A 24,135-nucleotide genomic window follows, 5' to 3' on the forward strand; every position below is an offset into this window, starting at 1 on the left:
AGACAGGAAGCCGAGGGAAAAGACGTTTGCGCATCGTTCTGATCGAAGACAACACAATGCTGGCGCGCGCGGTTATTCAGTCGCTGCAGGACGAAGGGCATGCCGTCGACTGGCTGGCCAATGGCGATGAGGGATCACAATTCCTGTCCACCGAAGGTGCCGACCTGGCCATTGTCGATATAAACCTGCCCAAGCGCAGCGGGCTGGACGTCATCCGCATTCTTGGCACCGAGCGCAATGACATACCCGTGCTCGTGCTCACGGCCCGCGACAGTCTTCAGGACCGTATCGTGGGCCTCGATGCCGGTGCGGACGACTACATGACCAAGCCATTCGAAATGGCAGAACTCAACGCTCGCGTCCGCGCCCTGGGACGCCGCAGGGGTCAGCGTGTCCACAATGTGGAGGTCATGGGGCAACTCAGCTACGACAGGCTCGCCCGCCAGCTCTCCTGTCCCACTGGCCCCATCGTGCTGCCCCGGCGCGAACTGTCGCTGTGGGAGGTGCTGTTCGACAATGCCGAGCGCGTGGTTCCAAAGGATACCCTTTGTGACAGCATCTATGGCACGGGCGCCGATATTGAGGTCAATGCGGTTGAGTTGCTGGTCTCACGCCTGCGCAGAAAGATCGAGCCTTTCGGGGTCACCATAAGGGCCATCCGCGGGCTCGGCTACGTGCTACGCCCGGTAACTGTCCAATGAGCGCCGCGTCGGCCCGCACGCCCAGCCTTCGCGCCCGGCTCTTCGTGCTGTTGGTCGTGCCACTGGTCTTCGTCGCCCTCGCGTCGAGCGTTGTGCGGTACTGGGCGGCACAGGATATGTCCAAGGACCTCTACGACGATACGCTCAAGGTCGTGGCACACGCCGTTGCCCGCGAGGTCGTGCTGACCAAGGGCGATCTTGTCGCCGATGCCCTGCTTGATTCCCTGGTCGGTGCGCTCGGCGATCCCATATTCTATCAGGTTCGCGCCGCCGACGGCCGCTTTGTCACCGGCCATTCCGATGCCCCGGTTCCCTCGGCCAGCCTCGATGTTCCGGGCGGAACACCGGTCTTTTTCGACAGCACCTATCATGGGCGCCCGGTGCGGGCGGTTGTCTTGCGTGAGTTCATTGCCGATATCGATTTTGATGGTTGGACCACGGTTCAGGTCTGGCAAACGGTCACTCAGCGCCAGGCGTTGAGCCTGTCGCTCGTTGGGCAATCTGTCTTCAATCTTCTGCTTATCGTGGGTTCTGCGGCGGTTCTGTTCTGGTTCGGTATCAATCGCGGCCTGACCCCGCTCACCGACTTGCGAAGCGCCGTGGGGCTGCGTTCGGCAAGCGACCTGCGCCCCATCCGACGTCCCGTGCCCCACGAGGTTGCGCCGCTGGTGGAAACGATCAACAGTCTGTTTGCGCGGTTGCGTGAGGAGCTGGACAGACGCAACGCCTTCATCGGCAATGCAGCTCATCAACTGCGCAATCCCGTCGCCGCGATTCAGGCCCAGGCCGAAGCCGCGCTGACCGCGAGTACCGATAGCGGCCGCACCGCCCGGCTTGATGATCTCGCCCAGGCAGCACGCCAGCTCTCCCGCATGAGCCATCAATTGCTCAATTTTGATATCGCCAATGAGGGCAGGGGCGATGACCTGCAGCCACCCGCCGATCTGACCCCACTTGTCGCCGACGTCGCCCGCCGCCACGTGCCTCGCGCCCTGGCGGCCCATGTCGATATCGAACTCGAACCGGCCCCCGAGCCGCTGCTGGTTGCCGGCAACCGGGTCATGCTCGAGGAGGCGATCGACAATCTCATCGACAACGGCCTCAAATATGGCTGCGCCGAAGGTGGCCGGCTTTCGCTCGTTGTCGAGCGCATGGGAACCATGGCTGCCCTGACCGTCTCCGATGATGGCCCGGGAATTCCGCCCGAAGCCAGCGAACAAGTGTTTGGCCGATTCGTGCGCCTTTCCGATGACAGCGATGGGGGATGCGGTCTCGGGCTGTCGATTGTGCGCGCCATTGCGCAGAGGGCAGGGGGGGACGTCGATATCGTAGCCGTCGAACGGGGTTGCACCATGCGCCTCAGACTGCCCATTGCCCAACCGCAGGGCAATGGGCAGAGCTCCGCAATCGGCAGTATGGCCGCGGAATAGGCCCTCTTCCATCCGGACAGCTTTCGGACAGCTTGGTGTTGCATGATGCGCGCCAGCAGACATCCGTTGTCTCCGCAATTGCTTGCCAAGCTTGGCAAGGGCCGGAGAATGTCGGGGTGCAACGCTCGGATGGACCGATGGCCGCTGAGGAGGCGCGGCGCGGGGGCAATGGAGGTCTGGCTGCCAACTCTATGGGAGGATCCTATATGAAAAATGCACTTCGCTTCGTGCGAGGCCTTGCCGTATCCGCCGTCATGGCGGCGTCCATTGCCATGGCCCCGGCGTCCGTTCAGGCTCAGGAGGTCGATTTCTCCGGCCAGACCGTCGAATGGTGGATTCCGTTCTCGGAAGGCGGCGGGTCCGACGTCTGGGCGCGCTTTTTTGCCCCCTACCTGTCCAAGCACCTGCCCGGACAGCCCAACGTGATCGTTCGCAACGTTCCGGGCGGTGGCTCGATCACCGGCGCCAATGAATTCGTGGCCCGCGCTCGGCCCGACGGACTTTCCCTTCTGGGCACATCGGGTTCCACTCAGTTTCCCTACCTCCTCGGCGACAGCCGCGTGCGCTACGACTATGCCGAACTCGAGCCGGTTCTGGTCTCGCCGACAGGCGGCGTCGTCTACATCCCGGCAAGCTTCGGCATCTCCGACGCCTCCGAACTCGGCGAACTGATGGGAACCGAACTCGTCTATGCCAGCCAGGGTGCGACCTCGCTCGATCTCGTCCCTCTGCTTGCCTTCGAAGTGCTCGGTCTCGACGTTCGCCATGTTTTCGGCATGACCGGTCGCGGCGATGGCCGTTTGGCCTTCGAGCGCGGCGAAGCCACGATCGATTACCAGACCTCATCGGCCTACCTGACCAATGTTCAGCCCTTGGTCGACGCCGGCGAAGCGGTCCCGCTCTTTTCGTGGGGCGTGCTCGACTCCGAGGGTAACGTCCAGCGCGATCCGACTTTCCCCGACCTGCCGCACTTCCTTGAGGCCTATGAGATGGTTCACGGCGAAATGAGCGCCGCTGGCATCGAACTCCAGGCCTATCTGGCGTTCTTCGGTTCGGGCTTTGCCGCACAAAAGCCGGCCATGCTGCCCAATGGCACGCCGCCGGAAATCGTTGCCGCCTACCGTCAGGCTTTCATCGACGCGGTGGCCGATCCCGAATTGCAGGCCGCGAAGGGCGAAATCCTTGGCGAGTACGATCAGGCCGTCGGCGATGACGTGGCGGGCGTCTATAGGGCTGCCACCACAATCGACCCCGTGGCGCGCGATTGGGTTCGCCAGTTCCTGAGCGAAAACTATCAGGTCACTCTCGACTGACCCATGTCGCGCCACGCCCTTTTCGGGGCGTGGCGCTTTCGCGGCCTGGACAACGCTGCCGCTGCTGGCGGTGGCGCAGCTTCAGCAATTGTGCCTCACCCTGCCTGGCGCGTCGCGCGCGGGCATTGTTCGGACACGCAGGATTTGATCCATGATTATTGACGCATTCCTTGAAGCCCTGGGCAATGTCCTGACGCTTCATCACTTCATGTATCTGATGGTCGGGGTCGTTGTCGGCCTGATCGTCGGGGTTTTGCCCGGGCTTGGCGGCATTGTGGGCATGTCGCTACTGCTTCCGTTCGTCTATGGAATGGATGCGACGTCCGCGCTCGCCATGCTGATCGGCATCCTGCCTGTCCTGGCGACCTCCGACACCTTTGCCTCGATCCTGATGGGCATCCCCGGATCGAGCGCGTCTCAGGCCACAATTCTCGATGGCTTTCCCATGTCCAAAAAGGGGCAGGCGGCGCGGGCGCTCACGGCAGCCTTTTCAGCTTCCTTTCTCGGTGGCATCGTTGGCGCCATCGTTCTCACGCTTTGCGCGCTGATCGCCCGCCCTTTGATTTTGTCGTTCGGCGCTGCCGAACTTTTCATGCTGACCCTGTTCGGCCTTTCCATGGTGGGCGTCCTTTCGGGCCAGAGCCTGCCCAAGGGTATCGCGGCCTGCGCGGCTGGCCTGGCTCTCGGCTCGATCGGTGCAGCCCCTGCCACGGGCGAATACCGAATGGATTTCGGGACGCTCTACCTCATGGACGGCATTCCGCTTGTCGTCGTTGGTCTCGCATTGTTCGCCGTCCCGGAGATCGGCGACCTGCTGCGCCGGAACGCCTCGATTGCCGAAACGGGAGCCAAGACCAATCTCGGGGCCGGCTGGCTCCAGGGCATCAAGGACACCTGGACCTACCGCTGGATCGCCATGCGGTGTTCCGGCATGGGAGCCCTGCTGGGCATGATTCCGGGCCTCGGCGGATCGGTCGTCGACTGGATCGCCTACGGCCACGTCGTGCAGACCTCGAGAGACAAGTCCCAGTTCGGCGAGGGCGACGTACGCGGCGTTATCGCGGTGGAGTCCACAACCGCCGCCAAGGATGGTGGTGCGCTGGTTCCCACGCTCCTCTTCGGCATCCCCGGGTCCGGTTCGATGGCGATTTTCCTGGCCGGCATGATCCTGATCGGTCTCCAGCCTGGCCCTGCCATGGTGGGCAGGGATCTGGGCATGACCTACACAATCGTTTGGTCGCTCGCGGTCGCCAACATCATGGGCACACTTCTGTGTTTGTTCCTGGCACCAGGCATTGCCCGCCTAACCACGATCCGCTTCGCCCTGATCGCGCCGTTCATGGTCATGGTAATCTCGTTTGCAGCCTTCCAGCCCAGCCGGTCGCTTCTCGATCTGGTGACGCTGCTCGCGGTCGGTGTCTTCGGCATTCTGCTGCGCCGTTTTGGCTGGCCACGCCCGGCCTTTCTCATCGGCTTCGTTCTGGCCACCCAGGGCGAGCGTTATCTCTACCAGGCTGTTCAGTTTTCGGGCTGGAACGCCTTCGGACGACCGATCGTCATCATCATTGCCCTCATCATCATTGCCTCGGTCTGGCTCGGTGCACGCGCCGGCAAGGCCAGCGGCGGTTCGGTCAAGACCGAAGGCGAGGGCACGATGTCGGAAACAAGTTCAATCTGGCCCCAGGTCGCATTTACCGGCCTGTTGGTCGCGTTGTTCCTCTTCACAGGCTACGAGGCCCTCGACCTTACGTTCCTCGCCCAGGTTTTCCCGGCCGGCGTTGCCATCGTCGGGCTGCTGGCCACGGCCTATATCCTGTGGTCCCAGTTGCGGGGCGGGCGTCTCAGCCGCGAGCTCTTCGATGGTGAGGACGAGCGCAGAAAATCCGACGATGGTCCGATGGGGCCCATCAAGTACATTCTGATGCTTGCCGGTTTTGTCGGATTGATCGCTCTGGTAGGTTATTTCCCGGCCCTGATGGTGTTCTTTGTGCTGTTCCTGCACTTCGTTGCCAAAACGAGATGGTGGGTCACGCTATTGCTCACTGCTCTGGCAGCGGCGATTCTGCTAACCCTCGCCTCGGCACTTAACCTGTTGCTGCCGCAGGGCGTTTTGCAGAATTACTTCTACGACTACCTTCGCTGGCCCTTCCGCTGAGTGAGTGCCTGGGCGGGAGGGAAGCATAGGAAATCCTAGCGCCAGCAACCGTTTTGATAGCCTGTCCCGGCAACGGGGCAGGCTCAACCCTGAAGATGACGATGACCAGACAAGCCGCCATTCCTTGTATTCTCATCCGAGGCGGGACCTCCAAGGGACCGTACTTCGTAACCACCGACCTTCCGGCCGATGTCGAAAGTCGCGACAAGGTCCTCCTGGCCGCCATGGGGTCCCCCGATGCGCGCCAGATCGATGGGGTAGGGGGCGCCACCACACTCACCTCCAAGGTCGCCATGGTGCAGCCATCCACCCGCGAGGGCGTCGATGTGGATTATCTCTTCGCCCAGGTCTCGATCACCGATGCGTTCGTGGATACCGCCCCGTCCTGCGGCAATATTCTTGCCGGTGTTGGCCCATTCGCCATTGAGCGCGGCATGGTCAAACCGACCGGAGAAGAAACGTCCGTCACCATTTTCAACATCAACACCAACAGCCGCATCGAAGCCATCGTAAAAACCGATGCCGACGGCGTGGTCTATGACGGCGATACCGAAATCGCCGGCGTGCCCGGAACTGCGGCGCCCGTGCGCCTCAATTTCATGGATATCGTCGGTTCGAAAACCGGCAAGCTTTTGCCCACCGGCAACCTTGTCGAAGAGATCAACGGAGTCGACGTCACTCTGATCGACGTGTCCGTTCCCATGATGATTTTCCGGGCCGCAGATATGGGCAAGACGGGCTACGAAACGCCCGCCGAACTCGATGCCGACGCGGAATTCTTTGCCCGCATGGAAGCCATGCGCATGATTGCAGGTGAGCGTATGGGGCTAGGCGATGTCACCGGCAAGGTTATCCCCAAGGTCGCGATGCTGTCCGAACCCAAAGGGGAGGGACATATCTCGGCGCGCTATTTCGTCCCTCAGAACACCCACGCAGCTTTTGCCGTGACCGGCGGGCTGTGCGTTTCCACTTGTGCCATGCTTGAAGGCTCGGTTTCCGACGGACTGGCAAAGCGCCCTGAAGGTGAAGACCGCCTCGTTCTCATTGAACATCCCTCCGGCCTGCTCGATGTGGCGCTCAAGACAAAAGGGTCGGGCGTCGATCTCGAAGTGATCAGTGGCGGCGCCATCCGCACGGCCCGCAAGCTGATGGCCGGCGAACTCTACGTCCCCGCCGATCTGCTTAAATAAGGCCAGACTTATGAAACTCCTCGTTCTTCCCGGCGATGGCATCGGGCCTGAAATCATGGCCGCAAGCCTTGATGTGCTGGCCGCTGCCGATTCCAAGTTCAGCCTCGCCCTCGATTACACCCATCGCGATGTCGGTCTCGCCGCGCTCAAGACCCACGGCACGAGCCTGCCCAACGACATCCTGCCTCTGGCCAGAACGCTCGACGGCGTCCTGCTTGGCCCGATGTCCAATCTCGACTACCCCCCGCGCGATAAGGGCGGCATCAACTATTCCGCCGCCTTCCGCATCGGCCTCGATCTTTACACAAATGTCCGGCCCGCCCGCACACGACCCACTCTGCCGCATCGCGGCACGGACATGGATCTTGTCATCATGCGCGAGAACACCGAGGGCATGTACCCCGACCGCAACATGTTTTCGGGACCGGGCGAATTCATGCCCGTCGAGGGTGTCGCGATCTCCATGCGCAAGGTAACCGCCTTTGCATGTGAACGGATTGCCCGTCGCTCGTTCGAGCTCGCCCGCAAGCGTCGCGGCAAGGTCACAGCGGTCCATAAGGCAAACGCCTTCCAGGTCACCGATGGTCTGTTCCTCAAGACGATCCGCGACGTAGCCAGGGACTTTCCCGACGTGGAACTCGATGACGTTCTGATCGATGCCATGGCCGCCCTGCTGGTCCGCGACGCATCCCGCTACGATGTGATTTGCACCACTAATTTTTATGGCGATACGCTTTCCGATCTCGCCTCCGAGCTTTCCGGCAGCCTCGGGCTGGCCGGTTCGCTCAACGCCGGTGACGTTCATGCCGCCGCCCAGGCACAGCACGGCTCGGCCCCCGATATCGCCGGGCAGGACAGGGCAAATCCAACCTCGATGATCCTGTCCTGCGCCATGCTGCTCGACTGGTACGGTCGCAAGTCCGGCAAGGATGCATTCACCGCAGCCGGGGCGGCCATCGAGAGCGCCGTGGACAAGGTATTGGAAAACCCCCAAACCCGCACAGGCGATCTTGGCGGATCGCTCGGAACGAAGGATTTCACAAAGGCTGTCGTCGCGGCTCTCTAAATCCTAATCCCGTGCTCCGCCCACTGAACCCCGGTCAGCCAGGGGCCAGTTACCGGGAGCATCCAAGGGCCGCCGCCCCATGTTCGGCGCCATCGAAGCTCTGCGCTGGCCGCTGCAGTCACCTGATTGGCGCTGGCCGTCGCCCCTAGTGCCTCTCGGCACCCACGGGCCCGCCTGGAAATGAAAAAGGGCTGCCTCGACAGCCCGTTTCACCTCATTCCACCGGCTTTTCCGAAACCAGTATCCCGTCCGCGTCGGCATAAAGATAATGCCCGGGCGTGAACGTCATGTCCCCGAACGTCACCGGCACGTCCTTGAACCCGGCGCGTGTCTTTGTCGATTTCTTGGGGGAAGTTCCCACCGCGAACACCGCATAATCCATGGCGTCGATATCCACGCTGTCGCGGATCGAGCCGTTGAGCACCAGCCCGGCCCAGCCATTGTTCATCCCCAGCGCCGCGATCTGGTCGCCCACGATGGCCACGCGTGTCGACCCGCCACCATCGACCACCAGCACCCGTCCATTGCCGGGCTGTTCGAGAATTTCGCGCAGCAGAGCGTTATCCTCGAATGTCTTGAGCGTCACGATCTCGCCCTCGAACCCATCCGCCTGCCCGAATTTGGTCAGCGGATAATCGCAGAATTTGAGCTTTTCATCATATCCGTCAACCAGATCTGCGGTCTTCTTGATACCCATTGTATAAGTTTCCTCTTATGGCGTTGCCGGCGCTGCGAGAACCCGCACCGGCGCGCCCTCCCGCCAGGCGATGATGTTGTCGACGATGTCGCGATAGAAAAATTCATAGGCCTCCTGCGTCACGTAACCCAGATGCGGGCTCAACGTCACATTGGGCGCGCTGCGCAACGGATGGCTCGCAGGCAGGGGTTCGACATCATAAACGTCCAGTCCGGCCCTGATACTCCCTGCGTTGAGCGCATCGACCAACGCTGCCTCATCGATCAGTGGTCCGCGCGAGGTGTTGATCAGGATCGCGCCCTTCTTCATCAACCCGATCTCGTTGCGCCCCACGATATTGCGCGACCGGTCCGAAAGGATCAGGTGCAGGCTCACCACATCCGCCTCGCGGAACAGCGTTTCCTTGTCCACCCGCCGCGCCCCGCTCTCCTGCGCACGCTCGTCGGTCAAATTCTGACTCCATGCGATCACGTCCATCTCGAACGCCTGGGCTATTTTCGCCATTCGGCTGCCCAGCTTGCCCAGCCCGACAATCCCCAGCGTCTTGCCGCCCAGCTTGGTACCCATGGTTGTCTGCCACCCGCCCTCACGCACCCGCTGGTGCTCCTCGGCCAGATGCCGCGCGCTCGCCAGAATGAGACCCCACGCCATTTCCGGTGTGGCATTTTTGGAATCCCCAGCATAGGTGTGGCAAACCGTGATGCCTCTGGCGACAGCCGCGTCGAAATCGATCACCCGCACCCGCGCGCCGGTCACATTGACCAGCTTGAGATCGGGCAATCTGGCAATCAGCGAGGCCGGAAGCGCCATCCGCTCACGCATCAGACAGACCAGGTCGAACCCGGCCAGAGCCCTGGCTGCTTCGTCTTCGCTGCCCAGGTTTTCGTTGAAGACCTTGATGTCCACGTCCGGCCCCAGCTTGCTCCAGTCAGCCAGCTTGAGCGCCACATTCTGATAATCATCGAGAATGGCAATCCTGAGTGTCATGGACATTTCCTCAAATATGGGCCGAGGCATCAATGCCAACAGTACGCGCTTCGTTGGCAATTATCTCGAGATCGGCCGCTCCAAGCGAAATCCCGCCCCGCCGCCGCTCCTCTGCCCGCAGGGCTTCTGGCTCACCCGGAATCAGCACCGGCTGATCGGGATAAACCGGCGTTGAGCCTTTGGCGCGCGAAACAAGCTCGCCCATCCGCTGGTGATAATCGGCACCCATGAACACGCCCGGCTTGAACGCCACCATCATGTGCCCCACATTCTGCGGCGCATCGAATTTTTCATACTGGTTGCGCACTTCGCCACCGAACGCGGCCCCGGTCATCACCCCGGCCATCACCTCCATCATCAGAGACAGCCCCGAGCCCTTCGGACCGCCCAGCGGCAGGATCAGTCCCTCATAGCCCGCCTGCGCATCGGTCGTTGGGTTGCCGTCCTTGTCCAGCGCCCAACCCTCGGGGATCGGTTCGCCCGCCGCCGCAGCGCGCCGTATCTTGCCCCGCGCCACCACCGATGTGGCCATGTCCAGAATGATCGGCGGATTCCCCGGCGCGCCGAACGCGAACGGGCTTGTCCCCAAAAGCGGCTCGCGCCCACCCCACACCGGCATGGCCGGCGAGGCGTTGGTGAACACCAGCGCCGCAAACCCGGCTTCCACTGCCTGCAGCAAGTAGCAGGCCGCCATCCCGAAATGGTTGGAGTTCTTGACCCCCACCATGCCGATTCCGAATTTTTCGGCCCGCGTGGTCGCCATCTCCATGGCCCTGGTCGCTGTCAGAAACCCGAACCCGTTGCCGCCATCGAGCAACGCCGCGACGGGGCTCGGCTCGCTGATCGCAAATTCCGGCACGCGCTCCACCATGCCGCGCCTTATGCGTTCGAGATAGATCGAAAGCCGTGACACTCCATGCGAAGCCACGCCCCGCAGATCGGCAAGCACCAGGCACTCGGCAATGCGCGCCGCATCCTGTGCCGGCACGCCTTCGGCGCTGAAAATCTCCGCAATGAGCGTCTGCAACTTCTGTGCATCCACCACACGCCCGGGCGCCGATGCATTCATTGTGAGCCTCCTCCATTTGGTCCGCTCTTACGGACGCTATTTCTGTGCTGCCGGGCGCGCAGGACCGCCCCCGTTTGTGTCAGGTCTCGCGTCGGTAGCCGCCACGCGCCAACTCAAGAAAGCTGGTGACCGACGCGGCGATCGCCATGCGCGGGCGTCGGGCGATCATCAGCTTGCGCACGGCCCAGCTCTCGGCCAGCGGCGCATGTACAAGGTCGGTGCCGGCAAGGAGATGAATTGATGTATTGCGCAGAAACCCGATCCCGAAGCCCGCTTCCACCATGCGCACCAGCGAGGGAAAACTTTCCACATTGACCCGTGCCCCGAGCGTGTGCCCCGCCTTGCGCGCCGCCTCGTTGATGAGCCGATCGAGTGCACCCATGTGGTGAACGCCGACCACTTCATGCCCGATGGCCATGTCGAAACTGATCGGGCCGCCCGCCAGAATTTGGGTCGCCAGCGGATGATCGGGCGAGGCGATGACCCCCACATCGTCATCCTCGAACACTTCGGCATCGAAAGCCGAATAGTCGTAATTGTCGGCAAAGATCGCCAGGTCGACCTGCGCATCCTCGAGCGCGGTCAAGGTCGCCCGGCCCGCCATCTCGCGGATATCGAGCCGCACGCCCGGATGCCGTTTTGCATAGCTGGCCAACAGTTCGGGAAGGCGCCCCGAGAGGGCCGAGCTTGAAGACGCAATGCGCAATTGCCCGGCATCACCGCTCGCAAAGCCACTCATGGCCGTGTGAAGATCGCTGATCTCGCGAAAAATCCGGCGGCAACCGTCGGCATAGCGTGTCCCTGCTGAAGTCAGCGAAACGCCGCTGGCGGAACGGTCGAACAGAACAATTCCCATACGGGCCTCAAGATCGGCGATACGCCGGCTGACCGCCGAAGGAGCGATATTTTCGCGCTCGGCCGTTTTGGCTATGGACCCGTCGCGCGCAAGGGCGAGCACGAGGCGGGCCGTAATCGGGTCGAAATGCTGCATGAACCAGTCCCGGTTTTCGGTTTGGCGCACTATAGCAATTTCTCCCACCGTTCGACCAAGCCTTTGGCCTGGTGTGAAAATTCTAGTCGATCAGTCCCAGGACCCGGCGTGCCGCTGGGGAGAGCGTATGAATGTCGTTCTGGAGCGCCAGGTCGCGGTAGAGCCGGATGCGTTCCACCTGATCCCCGATGTTCGTCGTGGCGGCCTTGACCTTTGGCAGGATGTTCATGGGATTTCTCCTTGGTAAGCCTGATGTAATGGAGATAAGTCTGCCTTTGACGGCTTGCCATCGCCCTTTGGTGAGAGGGGCTATCGCGCTGCGGCAAGGCGATGGGTTCTTGCCCTACCGCAGCAGGGCAACACCTTCAGTCTTGGGAATCCACAACGGCACCAGAATCGGCAGGAACACCAGCACCAGCACGACGCGGAACAGATGATGCAGGCTGACGAAAGCCGCATCGAGCCCCAGGGCGATCGAGATTAGGCTCATCTCGGGCAGCCCGCCCGGCACGAGCGCGATCAGTCCTGCGGCAAACGGAATGCCCAGCCATGTCTGGAACGCCAGCGCGAAAAGTGAAGCAACCCCCAGATTCAGAACGGTCAGTCCGCCGCCGACAACCAACCCGCCGAGAACCTGGCGTATTGTCGTGTTGTTGAAGAACTGTGCGACAGAGGTGCCGATCACGATTTGCGCGACCACCACGATCAATTGTGGTGGGCTCGAATGGGTCAGGCCGAAATAGTGAACGATCGCCGACAGAATCAAGGGGCCCGTCAGGTGCGATCCGGGCAGCCTGATTTTCTTGCCACCAATGACACCGACAATGAGGCAGGCGCCCAGGATGGCATAATCCTTGATCGGCATGGCCAGCGACAGATCGAGCGTCCGGTTCATTTGGGTCGGCCCATTTCCCGTGCCCACCCATACGATGACTATGGGAACGATGACAAGAATCACCGTCAGGCGCATCCCATGCACCAGCGAGAGCGACCTGACATCGGCGCCGTAGGAGGGGCCAAGCACTAAAATCTCCGAGAGCCCGCCCGGTGCCGCCGAGAACGCCGCTGTCGCCCGGTCGAGCTTTCCGACCTTGAGGCAGATGAACAGTCCGATTGCCGTAATGATAAGACAGTAGATGGCGACTCCAGCCAGCGAGAACGCCCATTCCCCCGCGCGACCGATTACGGCGGGTGTGAATGCGGCGCCGGCCATCAGTCCGATTGTTCCGATCATCAGCGATCGCAATCCCCAATGGGTCGGCACGCGAACCCCGGCCATGGCGCAGGGGATGGTCGAAAGCATGGCTCCCACGAGCCAGCCGAGCGGGAAATTAAGGAGATAACCGACAAGACCGCCAAGGGCGCCGATAATCAGGGTTCGGAAATAGAGGAAGAACTGAGCCATTGTGAGGTCGGATCGGGCCTTGTTTGGGCGGTGCGGGAATGTGCAGTGCCAACCCATCGGGAGCGGCCTGACAATTGCCCAGCCGCGATTGGGCCATCGCAAGCCACGAAGGCGTGCGGCTAGGACCAATCGACATTCAGGATTCATTTGTGTGTTGAAGTGTGATTCATGGGTTTCCAGGTTGGATGATCTGGAGACCTTGGATGTCGAGACCGAAGCGCTACGAACTGACGGCTGAGCAGTGGCACCGGGTCGAGGATTTGTTGCCTGGCAAGCCCGGTGATCCGGGTCGCTCAGCGGTCGATAATCTGAATTTCGTCAATGGCGTGCTGTGGGTGCTGCGCTCGGGTGCGCATTGGCACGACCTGCCCGAGCGCTACGGCAAGTGGAAAACCGTCCATAAGCGCTTTACGCGATGGGCCAGGGCCGGCGTCTGGGAACGCGTCTTCGCGGACCTCGTCGATGACCCCGACAACGATTATGTCAGCCTCGACTCCAGCCTCGTGCGGGCCCATCAGCAGGCGGCCACCGGAAAGGGCGGCGGCCAAAAAGGGGGGAGCAGGCTCTGGGGCGTTCCCGAGCGCGGCCGGGCCTGTTCCATTTTCGTCGTCCCCGGCGAAGACCTGGGACCCAGTACCCGCCAGCGCCAGAAGGGGAACCCGCCGTTTGCTCTCCCCGCGCTGCGCCGGGCCCGACAATTGGCACCCCGGGACTTGTTTCCGGGGTCCGGCAGCGTTGCCCAATCGGCAGTCCCCATTTCAGGCAGTACTGCCTCAGCATCGGATCGGTGCCGGGGCTTGCGCACGCTCGCAAGCTTGTTGTATGCAACTGGATACAAAGGAGCGGAAATGGCTACTTCCGAACGTCGCATCGAAATTCCTCAGGGGCAGGACGCCTATCAGCGCCTGATTGCGGAAATTCGCGCGGGGACCCTCATGCCGGGCGAGCGTCTGCTGGAAACCGAACTTGCCTCCCGGCTCGGCATTTCCCGAACTCCCGTGCGTGAGGCAATCCGCCGTCTCGAAGCCGATGGGCTCGTTACGCATGTGCCGCGTTCTGGAGCCGCGATTCGCAAGCTCGACTATTCCGAAGTCACTGAACTCTATGAAATGCGCGTCGTGCTCGAAACGACGGCCGCCCGACTGGCGGCCCGTACCGCGTCGGACGTCGAGCTTTCGGAAATGGAAGCGATCAACGCGGAAATGGGTGCAGCGCAGGCCGATGGTGCGCGTCTCTACGAACTCAATCGTCAGTTTCATCGCGTGATCTTCGATGCCGCCCGCAACCGCTATCTCGGCCATTCAATGCGCGCGCTGCAAAAAACCATGCTCATTCTCGGCCCCTCCACCATGGAAGAAACGGGCCGTGCCGCTCAGGCCATCGAAGAGCACACCAATCTGCTTGTCGCGATGCGCAATCGCGACGAGTCAGGGGCCGAAGCGGCCATGCGCGAGCACATGCTCGCCGCGCACCGCTCGCGCCTGCGCCAGTTTCGCGAACGACCGACCCATAACGAGGAGGAATAGACTATGGGCGAGGCTGCCTCACAGGCCACGCTGACCGGGACATTATGGGACGTGATCGTGGTCGGAGGCGGCAATGCCGCGCTTTGTGCTTCGATCGAGGCAGCCGAAACCGGCGCCCGCGTTTTGTTGCTCGAAGGCGCCCCCAAACCCTATCGCGGCGGCAATTCGCGCCACACCCGCAATTTCCGCTGCATGCATCAGGGCCCACTGTCCGTTCTGACCGACGCCTATGAGGAAGACGAATATTTAAACGATCTGATGCTGGTCACCAAGGGTAAGACCGACGAATATCTGGCGCGCATGGCCATCCGCACCTCCGAAACCTGTCTGCCATGGATGGAAAAGCACGGCGTACGCTTCCAGCCCTCGCTCTCGGGCACGCTTTCGCTGTCGCGCACCAACGCCTTTTTCCTTGGCGGCGGCAAGGCGCTGGTCAACGCCTATTACAACACCGCCACCGATCTGGGTGTCACAATCCGCTATGAGGCCAAGGTCTCCCATATCACCATCGAAAACGACATTTTCGAATCGCTGCGCGTCACCATCGACGGCAAGGACCTCGAAATCGCGGGCAGGGCGGTGGTCCTCGCCTCGGGCGGTTTCCAGGCCGATCTCGAATGGCTGGCCCGCGCCTGGGGCCCTGCCGCCAGAAACTTCCTCATTCGCGGCACGCCCTACAATCGCGGCGAAGTGCTCAAGGACATGCTCGATACCGGTGCGCAAAGCGTTGGCGATCCCACCCAATGTCACGCCGTCGCCATCGACGGCCGCGCCCCAAAATATGACGGCGGCATCGTCACGCGCCTCGATTGCGTACCGTTCTCGGTCGTCGTCAACAAGGACGGCCAACGCTTCTACAACGAAGGCGAGGACGTCTGGCCCAAACGCTACGCCATCTGGGGACGGCTCGTCGCCGCCCAGCCCGAACAGGTGGCCTATGCTCTGATCGACGCCAAGAGCTCCAACCTGTTCATGCCTTCGGTCTTCCCCGCCATCAAGGCCGATTCCATTGCCGAACTCGCCCAGAAAATGGATCTGCCGGTCGAGACCGTCGAAAAGACGGTCGCCGAATTCAACGCAGCGTGCCGTCCCGGAACTTTCCACGCCACCGAACTCGATGGCCTCGCCACCGAAGGCATCGAGCCTGCCAAGACCAACTGGGCCCGCCCGCTCGATACGCCGCCCTATTACGGCTATTCGCTGCGCCCTGGCGTTACCTTCACCTATCTCGGCCTCAAGGTCGACGATACCGCCCGCGTCAGCGGCGCCAATGGCCGCTACGCCAACGTCTGGGCCGCCGGAGAAATCATGGCCGGCTCGATCCTCGGGCAGGGCTATCTCGCCGGTTTCGGCATGACCATCGGAACCGTCTTCGGACGCACAGCCGGCAAGGAGGCCGCCGCTCATGTCAATTGATGCTCTGGGAACGCTCTCCGACCGCACCGCCGTCGATTACGATACCGGCGAGGACGCGGCCATCAACGAGGCCCGCCGCCAGCTCGAGATCTGCAATGCCTGCCGCTATTGCGAAGGCTATTGCTCGGTCTTTCCCGCCATGACCCTCCATCGCGCCTTCTCCGATGGCGAAGTCACCCAATTGGCCAATCTCTGCCACAACTGCCGGGGGTGCTACTACGCCTGCCAGTACACCGAGCCCCACGAATTCAACCTCAACCTCCCCCGCGCCCTTGCCGAGGTCCGCGTTGAAAGCTGGGAAAAATTTATCTGGCCCAACGGGTTGGCGGCACTTTTTCAGAAAAGCGGCATGGCCTTGGCCGGCGCCCTGGCCGCCGGCATCGCCTTTATCCTGATGATCGCCTACGCCATTCGGCCGGAAAGCGGAGAGGGCTTTTATGCCGTCATCTCTCACACCGTCATGGCGACGCTCTTCACCGTCACCTCGTTCCTGCCGCTGGCTCTGATCGCCATTGGCGTCTGGCGCTACTGGCACCATGTCGGCGGTGAGCGCGTCACCATCAGGCACCTGCACGATGCGCTGGTCGACGCCGGAAAGCTCAAGAACCTCTCGGGCGGCGCCGCCGAGGGCTGCAACTACGAAAACGAAGACCGCTACACAATGGCCCGCCGCTGGGCGCATCAGGGGGTGATGTGGGGCTTCGTTCTCTGCTTTGCCGCGACCGCGTCCGGCACTGTCCTGCACTATGGGTTCGGCATGGAAGCGCCTTATGGCCCGTTCTCGCTGCCCAAACTGTTCGGCGTTCCCGGCGGCATCCTTATGACGCTGGGTGGCATTGGACTGATCGCGCTGAAACTGCGCGCCGAAAAGAACCTGGGCGCTCCGGCGGTTTGGGGAGGTGAAATGGCCTTCGTCGTGCTGCTGACCGCAACCGCCGCCACCGGCCTTGCGCTCTATTGGGCAACCGGCACGGTCGCCGTACGCCCGCTGCTGATCGCCCATCTGGGCGCCGTCTTAGCGCTGTATCTCACGCTGCCCTACACCAAGATGGTCCACGTCCCGTTCCGTCTGGCAGCGCTCGTGAGAGATGCCCAGACGCGGCAGGGCTAACTCAGAACAAATGCGCGGCGACAAGATCGCCGCGCACCTTTCCGGGACAATTCTCGTCCTGCACGATCAATACATCGGCCGCCGCCAGCGAGGATAAGTGTCCGCTGTCGGTCTGCCGGATCGGTGCGACCCTCGTTCCTTGCTCCGCATCACTCACCAGCCGCCCGCGCATGAAATGCCGGCGCGGCCCGTTGGGCGGCAGCGCGTCCGCCAGCGGCAGATAAAGCGGAGCGGGCAGGGCGCCGCCCATCATTTTTTGTAGCGCCGGCAGAACGAAAATCCGCGCCGTCACCAGCGCCGAAACCGGATTGCCCGGCAAACCAAACACCACCGTCTTGCCCTTGCGCCCGAACATCAGTGGCTTGCCCGGTCGCATGGCGATGCGCCAGAAATCGATATCGACGCCATTGGCTTTTAGCATGTCCTGCACGAAATCATGCTCGCCCACGCTGGCTCCGCCCGTGGTGAGCAAAATATCGGGCCCGTCGGCCAACGCCCGAGCCAACGCATCGCCCAACACATCCCTGTCGTCGGCAACGATTCCCAGATCGCGCACCTGCGCCCCGTGCCCGGAAAAAAACGCGGCCAATCCAACCGAATTGGACGCAACGATCTGATCGGGCCCAACCACGCCCCCCGGCGCTACCAGCTCATCCCCCGTCGCCAGCAGCGCCACCCGCGGACGCGCCGAGATGGAAAGTCTTGCCACATTGCCCGCCGCCGCCAGCGCAATCTTGCGCGGATCGAGCACAGCCCCCGTCGCAATCAGCACGTCGCCTTGTGCAAAATCCTCGCCCCGAAACCGTACGCTGCGTCCCGGCGCGACGTCGCAATCGAAAGTGATCGCATTGCCCTCGGCCCGCGTTTCCTCCTGCATGATGACCGCATCGGCTCCGGCGGGCACCGGCGCACCGGTAAAGATCCGCGTGCATTGGCCAGGCCCGACGGTCCCGTCAAATCCGGCCCCCGCCTGCGATGCGCCAACCATTCTCAGCGTTACACCCGGCCGCACGTCTTCGGCCCGCACAGCATATCCATCCATGGCGCTGACATTGAATGCGGGGTTGAACAACTTCGCGCGGAGGTCTTCGGCCAGCACACGTCCCGCCGATTCGGCGAGAGCAACCCGCTCGCTGCCAAGCGGACGCACGGATTTCAGAATCCGCTCCAGCGCCTCATCGACCGAAATCAACCGGGCACCCGTTTGAAATCGCCTGACTTCCCGCCGCTTTTTTCGATGAGCTGGATGCCCGAAATGGTCATGGATTTGTCCAGCGCCTTGGCCATGTCGTAAAGCGTGAGCGCTGCGACGGATGCTGCGGTCAGCGCCTCCATCTCGACCCCGGTCCGCCCCACAGTCTCGACAGTCGCGGAAATCGCGATCGTGCCGGGCGCCTCCCCGCGCTCGATCTCAACGCCGATTTTCGTCACCGGAATGGGGTGGCAAAGCGGGATCAGCGCGGAGGTTTTCTTGGCTGCCATGATCCCGGCCACCCGTGCCACGGCAATGGCGTCGCCCTTCTTGAGCGTGCCCCCGAAAATCGCCTCGACGATCTCGACCGTGGCGTGCAGCACGGCACCGGCCACGGCGCGCCGCACGGTTTCGTCCTTGCCCGAGATGTCGACGATCCGCGCCGCGCCCGTCTCGTCGAGATGGGTCAGTTCGCGCGCCATCTCAGGCTCCCATCAACAGCGTACGGGTCGCCGCCGCCACATCGGACTGCCGCATCAGGCTCTCCCCGACCAGGAAGCACCCGACGCCAGCCTCGGCTTCGAGATATTTGATATCGTCATGGGCAAAGACGCCGCTCTCGGATACCAGAAGCTTGTCGTCCGGCACCAGTTTGGCCAGAGCGACGGTGGTTTCCAGCGTCACCTCGAAGGTCCGCAGATTACGATTGTTGATGCCGATGAAATCGGCGCCCAGCGCCAGCGCACGCTCGGTTTCTTCAGCGTCATGAACTTCCACGAGCGCGTCCATACCCCACTCGGCAGCGCTTTCAAGCAAAGTCCGAGCGGCAACATCGTCGACCGATGCCATGATGATCAGAATGCAGTCCGCCCCCCAGGCGCGCGCTTCCACCACCTGATAGGGTTCGAACAGAAAATCCTTGCGCAGCGCCGGAAGTCCCGTCGCCGACCGCGCCGCGCCAAGGAACTCCGGCCGCCCCTGAAACGATGGCGTATCGGTTAGCACCGAAAGGCACGCCGCGCCACCGTCTTCATAGGCCTTGGCCAAAACCGGCGGATCGAAATCGGGTCGGATCAATCCTTTGGATGGACTGGCCTTTTTGACCTCGGCAATCAGCCCGTATTTCCCGGTGGCCCGCTTGGCCTTCAACGCGGCGATAAAACCGCGCGGCGCGTCCTGCTCGCGCGCCATCGCGGTCAACTCGGCCAGTGGCACAGCCGATTTGGCCGCCGCGATTTCCTCGCGCTTATAGGCCTCGATCTTGCGCAGAATATCGGTCATTGTGCCCCCGAAACGGCAATGAGTTTGTCGAGCGTGGCCTTGGCCTTGCCGCTGTCTATGGCTTCTGCGCCCATAGCCACGCCCTCGGGCAGCGTTCGCACCTTGTCGGCGATAATGAAGGCCGCTGCCGCGTTGAGCAGCACGATATCGCGATATGCGCCCTTGGCGCCCTCGAGCAGCTTGCGCAGCTCGCCCGCATTATGTTCAGGATCGCCGCCGACGATGTCGTCGAGCTTGGCGCGGGGCAGCCCGGCGTCTTCGGGCGTGACCTCGAAGGATGTCAGGTTGCCGTTCTTGATCTGTGAAACAAAGGACGGCCCCGTGGTCGAAAGCTCATCCAGCCCGCTGTCCCCATGGACAACCCAGGCCGCTTGCGCCTGATTGGCCAACAGCGCTGCGGCCACCGGCTCCACCCATTCATTGTCGAACACGCCGAGCAGGTAGCGTTTGACTCCGGCCGGGTTCGATTGTGGCCCGAGCAGGTTGAACATGGTCCGCACCCCCATTTCAGCGCGGGTAGGGCCCACATGGCGCATGGCCGGGTGATGGTTGGGCGCAAACATGAACCCGATGCCCGCTTCGCGTATGCAGGCCGAAATCCGCTCGGGGGACAAATCGAGGCTGATGCCCAGCTTTTGCAGCGCTTCGGCCGAGCCCGATTTCGACGACAGCGCCCGGTTGCCATGCTTTGCGACCGGAACCCCGGCAGCGGCCACCACGATGGATGCGCCGGTCGAAATGTTGAGCGTTCCCGCGCCGTCCCCGCCGGTGCCCACGATGTCGATGGCATCTTCGGGCGCCTCGACGGGCACCATCTTGTTGCGCATGATCGAAACGGCAGCGGCGATCTCGCCAACGGTTTCGCCCTTTACCCGCATGCCCATCAGGAAGGCACCGGTCTGGGACGCCGTTGCTTCGCCGCTCATGATGATGTCCATCACCTGGCGCATTTCCGTGCCGGTCAGATCCTTGCCATCGGCTATCCGGTTCAGCGCGCCCTTGATGTCCATGTTCGTCCCTTCCGTTGTCCGGCATTGGGAGTAGCGCAGGCAACGGGCAGGGGCAAGTGGGCGTGCAAAAGCGTCCGACGGCCAATGACCTCGGCTTTCGAATTGGTCAGACGGCATGGGGCGATGAACGCTCCGCATGATTTAGTTTTAATATGAAGCGATCATCGCCCGCCGTCGCGCATAGCGCTTTGGGCGTTCGGCACTTGAAAGGCTCCACCGGAGCCTTTCATTCAGCTTTGCTGAACCGTTTCTCACTCCGGGGTTTTTGGCTTAGTCGCCCTTCAGAAGGCTAGGGTTGGCCCTCCGACCATAGGTCTCCAGGCGTTTGTGCGCTGCTCAAGGTCCACCGGACCTTGAGCTTTGGCCAGAGGCCAAACCGCTGCAAACTCCCTTCCGGGTTTCCCTGGTACGACGGCGTTAGCAAAATGGCGCCAGCCTCGCATCCGAGATCAGGCGGCCGGTTCGCGCCGTCCGGCGCTTGTGACGTTTGGGCCTTCCCTGCGGCGACCCGCATGGAACCCGGATCGGCCAACGGACATTCCGGAGCGCCTGGAGAGCTTTTTCGGTCGTGTTCCCGAACCGAAAAAGTGGCGACCACTTTTTCTGGAAACACTCCGATGTGGTCCTGGGCTCGGACCCATGCTTCCCCTTTCTCCATCCTGCCCTCACCGGAAGCTCGTATGCATCCTCGTCTCTGGTGCGGCCGTGAGGCGAGAATGGCATGGGGGTGATGGGGCGGGGATAAAGTTTTTTGCGGCTGGGTGGGTAAGGGCTTGCTCTCCAGCATCTCATCCTCCCCCGCGTCATCCTCGGGCTTGACCCGGGGATCCGCAACGCTGCTGTTGTGCAGCGCAGAAGTGGCGCCCCCTCGCGCCTCACGGCTCCTCAACCCCTTCACCGGCTGCCCGACGCAGCGGATCCCCGGGTCAAGCCCGAGGATGACGATGGGGTGGGTGAATGTCTGGTGATGGAGCCGAGAAGGTGGCCCAAGCCCCATTGCTATCTTGGACATGATCCGGGACCCAGCAGCCTTGCCGACCCTCCGGTGCGTGAAGAGAGGCTCATGGGCCCCGGCGTTCGCCGGGGAAGCGAGGGAGGGTGAGGCTTGCTCGCCGGCACCTCCCCCTCTCCATCGTCATCCTCGGGCTCGACCCGGGGATCCGCTGCATCGGGCAGCCGGTGAAGGAGTCGGGGTGCGATGAGGGGGCGGCGAACACCACTTCTGCTGCGTTTGCTGACGTCCTGCAGATCCCCGGGTCGAGCCCGAGGATGACGATGGGTGTGGTTGGTGCTGGTGATGGAGCCGGAAAGGTGGCCCAGATCCCATCGCTATATTGGACATGATCCGGCCCCCCAGCAGCCTTGCCCATGCTCTTGAGCGAGCGGCAACGCGCATAGCGCTCCGGGCGTTCGCCGGGGAAGCGAGAGGGAAGGATGGTGAAAGACTGCGGGCGGGGTTTTCCCGGTCAGCGAAAGCCGTTCAAGCGGCCCGGTCGGCGTTGAAATCGCGGGCGATGTTCAAGAAGTTCTGCAGAATGGCGTGCCCGTTTTCCGAGGAAATGCTCTCGGGATGGAACTGCACCCCATGCACCGGCAGCACGCGATGCTGGAGCCCCATGATCTGCCCGTCATCGGAGCGCGCCGTTACCGTCAATTCGCCGGGCAGCGTTTCGTCGCGCACCACCAGCGAGTGATAGCGCGTGGCCTCGAACTGCTTGTTGAGCCCGCGAAACACGCCGCGCCCGTCATGGGTAATGGTGGAAACCTTGCCATGCATGGGATGCGGCGCACGCACCACCTCGCCGCCGAAAGCCTGTCCCATCGATTGCAGCCCCAGACAAACCCCGAACAGAGGTATTTCACCCGCAAAGCGTGAGATCAGCGGCAGGCATATTCCCGCTTCATTGGGCGTGCAGGGACCGGGGGAAATCACGATAGCGTCCGGTGCCTTTTCGGCGATCTCGTCGAGCGTGATCTTGTCGTTGCGCACCACATCGACCTCGGCCCCCAACTCGCCGATATAATGGACGAGATTGTAGGTGAAGCTGTCGTAGTTATCGATCATCAGGACGCGCATCTACTGACCCACCTTGGCCTGGCCGGCATAGCGTAGCGCTTCCTCGGCGGCGCTGAAAAGAGCCTTTGCCTTGTTCTCGCATTCGAGCTGTTCAAGCTCGGGCTTGGAATCGGCGACGATCCCGGCCCCGGCCTGCACATAGAGCTTTTGGTCCTTGAGGATCGCCGTGCGCAGGACGATGCAGGTGTCCATCCTCCCGTCGGCCCCGAAATAGCCCACGCAGCCGGCATAAACCCCCCGCCGCGCCACTTCGAGCTCATCGATGATTTCCATGGCGCGCACTTTGGGCGCGCCCGAAACCGTGCCCGCCGGAAAGCCGGCGGCTAACGCATCGATATTGTCGAATTTGGGATCGAGCCTGCCCACCACGTTGGAAACGATGTGCATGACGTGGGAATAATATTCGAGGAAATATTTGTCGGTGACCTTGACCGTTCCGATCTGCGACACGCGCCCCACATCGTTGCGGCCCAGATCGAGCAGCATCAGGTGCTCGGACAATTCCTTGGGATCGGCCAGCAACTCCTCGGCCATCTCCTTGTCCTGTTCGGGCGTTGCGCCACGCCTGCGCGTTCCGGCAATCGGGCGGATCGTCACCTCGCCCTCATCGACACGGACCAGAATTTCCGGGCTCGATCCCGCCACGGCGAAATCGCCGAAATCGAGGAAATACATGTAGGGCGAGGGATTGGTGCGCCGCAGCGCGCGGTACAAGGCAGTTGGCGGCAGCGTGAAGTCGGCGGAAAAGCGCTGGCTGAGCACCACCTGAAAGATGTCGCCGGCCGCTATGTAGTCCTGGGCCGCGCGCACCATCGCAAAGTAATCCTCGCGCAATGTGTTCGAGCTAATCTCGATCTTTGCCAGATCGGGAATTTCGCTAATGCGGGGCAGGGGCCTTTCCAGCCGCAAGATCGCGTCCTCGATCCGCTCATTGGCCGCTTCGAAAGCCTGACGGGCCGTGACGCCCTCGCGGGGATAGACCGGTGCTGTCAGAAACAACTCATCCTTGAGCGTGTCGAACACGGCAAGAATCGAGGGCCGCATCATTATGGCGTCCGGCACCCCGATCGTATCGGGGTTCGTGTCGGGCAGTTCTTCCATGAACCGCACCATGTCGTAACCGAGATACCCGAACACGCCCGCCGAGTTGGCGGGCAACTCCTTTGGCATGTCGATCTGGCTTTCGGCGATCAGTGTCCTTAGGGCGTCGAGGGGAAGTGCACCGAGTGTACAATAGGCGTCAGAGGCCGTTTGTGCCGCTCGGTTGATCTCCGCAACCCCGTCCCGCACCCTCCATAACAGGTCCGGATCGAGCCCGATCATCGAGTACCGACCACGCACCGCACCGCCCTCGACCGATTCGAGAAGGAAGCTGTAGCGCCGCCCTTCGGCCAGTTTCAGATAGGTGCCGATCGGCGTTTCGAGGTCGGCCACGATGCGCTTATAGAGAACCTGTCCCTTGCCTGCATCGTAAATTTCCGCAAAGGAAACAAAGTCATAGCCGTCCGACATGGCGAA

21 protein-coding genes and 1 pseudogene are annotated in these 24,135 nt (G+C 62.3%); 10 read left to right on the forward strand and 12 right to left on the reverse strand.

The genetic code is table 11. The features are described 5' to 3' along the window. The first annotated feature begins 26 nt into the window (after positions 1-26). The 6 genes from KKY_RS06520 to KKY_RS06545 all read left to right on the forward strand — a co-directional run bounded on the left by KKY_RS06520 (position 27) and on the right by KKY_RS06545 (position 7,855). Complete coding sequence (locus KKY_RS06520; protein WP_014130525.1) at positions 27-701, forward strand: response regulator transcription factor; 675 nt, start codon at positions 27-29, stop codon at positions 699-701. Continuing rightward, positions 698-2,131, forward strand: a complete 1,434-nt coding sequence (locus tag KKY_RS06525) for a sensor histidine kinase (protein ID WP_014130526.1) — start codon at positions 698-700, stop codon at positions 2,129-2,131. Before KKY_RS06520 ends, KKY_RS06525 begins: the two co-directional genes overlap by 4 nt. A 206-nt stretch (positions 2,132-2,337) precedes the next feature. Continuing rightward, on the forward strand, positions 2,338-3,444 hold the full coding sequence (locus KKY_RS06530) for a Bug family tripartite tricarboxylate transporter substrate binding protein (RefSeq protein ID WP_014130527.1): 1,107 nt from the start codon (positions 2,338-2,340) through the stop codon (positions 3,442-3,444). Between the two features lie 151 nt (positions 3,445-3,595). Next, positions 3,596-5,599, forward strand: coding sequence for a tripartite tricarboxylate transporter permease (locus KKY_RS06535; protein ID WP_014130528.1), 2,004 nt, complete (start codon positions 3,596-3,598; stop codon positions 5,597-5,599). A gap of 101 nt (positions 5,600-5,700) precedes the next feature. Continuing rightward, positions 5,701-6,789: a 4-oxalomesaconate tautomerase gene (locus tag KKY_RS06540; protein ID WP_041528627.1), complete on the forward strand. Its 1,089-nt coding sequence runs from the start codon at positions 5,701-5,703 to the stop codon at positions 6,787-6,789. 10 nt (positions 6,790-6,799) lie between these two features. Beyond that, positions 6,800-7,855, forward strand: a complete 1,056-nt coding sequence (locus tag KKY_RS06545) for an isocitrate/isopropylmalate dehydrogenase family protein (protein ID WP_014130530.1) — start codon at positions 6,800-6,802, stop codon at positions 7,853-7,855. Between the two features lie 214 nt (positions 7,856-8,069). Here KKY_RS06545 and rraA read toward each other — a convergent pair whose 3' ends face one another. The 6 genes from rraA to KKY_RS06570 all read right to left on the reverse strand — a co-directional run bounded on the left by rraA (position 8,070) and on the right by KKY_RS06570 (position 13,004). Beyond that, positions 8,070-8,552 (reverse strand): ribonuclease E activity regulator RraA, encoded by a 483-nt coding sequence (rraA, locus tag KKY_RS06550; protein ID WP_014130531.1) that lies wholly within the window; start codon positions 8,550-8,552, stop codon positions 8,070-8,072. Positions 8,553-8,567: 15 nt separating this feature from the next. Further along, a complete protein-coding gene (locus tag KKY_RS06555; protein ID WP_014130532.1) occupies positions 8,568-9,539 on the reverse strand; it encodes a D-2-hydroxyacid dehydrogenase family protein in 972 nt (323 codons plus the stop codon). Between the two features lie 10 nt (positions 9,540-9,549). Next, positions 9,550-10,608: an Ldh family oxidoreductase gene (locus tag KKY_RS06560; protein ID WP_014130533.1), complete on the reverse strand. Its 1,059-nt coding sequence runs from the start codon at positions 10,606-10,608 to the stop codon at positions 9,550-9,552. Between the two features lie 79 nt (positions 10,609-10,687). Continuing rightward, on the reverse strand, positions 10,688-11,629 hold the full coding sequence (locus KKY_RS06565; RefSeq protein WP_014130534.1) for a LysR family transcriptional regulator: 942 nt from the start codon (positions 11,627-11,629) through the stop codon (positions 10,688-10,690). A gap of 52 nt (positions 11,630-11,681) precedes the next feature. Then, a complete protein-coding gene (locus KKY_RS20470) occupies positions 11,682-11,828 on the reverse strand; it encodes a hypothetical protein (RefSeq protein ID WP_014130535.1) in 147 nt (48 codons plus the stop codon). A gap of 114 nt (positions 11,829-11,942) precedes the next feature. After that, positions 11,943-13,004: an AbrB family transcriptional regulator gene (locus tag KKY_RS06570; RefSeq protein ID WP_014130536.1), complete on the reverse strand. Its 1,062-nt coding sequence runs from the start codon at positions 13,002-13,004 to the stop codon at positions 11,943-11,945. Between the two features lie 203 nt (positions 13,005-13,207). Between KKY_RS06570 and KKY_RS06575 the strand changes: the two are divergent. From KKY_RS06575 to tcuB, 4 genes and pseudogenes are all read left to right on the forward strand, one after another. Then, a pseudogene (locus KKY_RS06575) lies at positions 13,208-13,555 on the forward strand (IS5 family transposase); the annotation flags it as partial. Positions 13,556-13,627: 72 nt separating this feature from the next. Continuing rightward, entirely contained in the window at positions 13,628-14,530 is a 903-nt protein-coding gene (locus KKY_RS06580) for a GntR family transcriptional regulator (RefSeq protein ID WP_338090943.1), read from the forward strand. A 3-nt stretch (positions 14,531-14,533) separates the two neighbouring features. Continuing rightward, positions 14,534-15,946 (forward strand): FAD-dependent tricarballylate dehydrogenase TcuA, encoded by a 1,413-nt coding sequence (gene tcuA / locus KKY_RS06585; protein WP_014130538.1) that lies wholly within the window; start codon positions 14,534-14,536, stop codon positions 15,944-15,946. Further along, the gene (gene tcuB / locus KKY_RS06590; protein WP_014130539.1) at positions 15,936-17,057 is read left to right on the forward strand and encodes a tricarballylate utilization 4Fe-4S protein TcuB; all 1,122 of its coding nucleotides are present in this window, start codon (positions 15,936-15,938) and stop codon (positions 17,055-17,057) included. Before tcuA ends, tcuB begins: the two co-directional genes overlap by 11 nt. A 1-nt stretch (position 17,058) precedes the next feature. On the opposite strand, the gene KKY_RS06595 is transcribed toward tcuB, so the two are convergent. The 6 genes from KKY_RS06595 to trpE all read right to left on the reverse strand — a co-directional run bounded on the left by KKY_RS06595 (position 17,059) and on the right by trpE (position 24,129). Next, positions 17,059-18,249 carry a molybdopterin molybdotransferase MoeA gene (locus KKY_RS06595; protein WP_014130540.1) on the reverse strand — a complete coding sequence of 397 codons (1,191 nt, stop codon included), beginning with the start codon at positions 18,247-18,249 and terminating at the stop codon, positions 17,059-17,061. Continuing rightward, entirely contained in the window at positions 18,246-18,731 is a 486-nt protein-coding gene (moaC, locus tag KKY_RS06600; RefSeq protein ID WP_014130541.1) for a cyclic pyranopterin monophosphate synthase MoaC, read from the reverse strand. The genes KKY_RS06595 and moaC overlap by 4 nt, the downstream gene beginning before the upstream one ends. Position 18,732: 1 nt before the next feature. Beyond that, positions 18,733-19,530, reverse strand: a complete 798-nt coding sequence (gene trpC, locus KKY_RS06605; protein ID WP_014130542.1) for an indole-3-glycerol phosphate synthase TrpC — start codon at positions 19,528-19,530, stop codon at positions 18,733-18,735. Continuing rightward, positions 19,527-20,540, reverse strand: a complete 1,014-nt coding sequence (gene trpD / locus KKY_RS06610) for an anthranilate phosphoribosyltransferase (RefSeq protein ID WP_014130543.1) — start codon at positions 20,538-20,540, stop codon at positions 19,527-19,529. The genes trpC and trpD overlap by 4 nt, the downstream gene beginning before the upstream one ends. Before the next feature lie 1,480 nt (positions 20,541-22,020). Next, positions 22,021-22,617 carry an anthranilate synthase component II gene (locus tag KKY_RS06625; RefSeq protein ID WP_014130544.1) on the reverse strand — a complete coding sequence of 199 codons (597 nt, stop codon included), beginning with the start codon at positions 22,615-22,617 and terminating at the stop codon, positions 22,021-22,023. Further along, a complete protein-coding gene (trpE, locus tag KKY_RS06630; RefSeq protein ID WP_014130545.1) occupies positions 22,618-24,129 on the reverse strand; it encodes an anthranilate synthase component I in 1,512 nt (503 codons plus the stop codon). Positions 24,130-24,135 lie beyond the last annotated feature (6 nt).

Origin of the sequence: Pelagibacterium halotolerans B2 (assembly GCF_000230555.1) — a bacterium.
Lineage (GTDB): Bacteria > Pseudomonadota > Alphaproteobacteria > Rhizobiales > Devosiaceae > Pelagibacterium > Pelagibacterium halotolerans.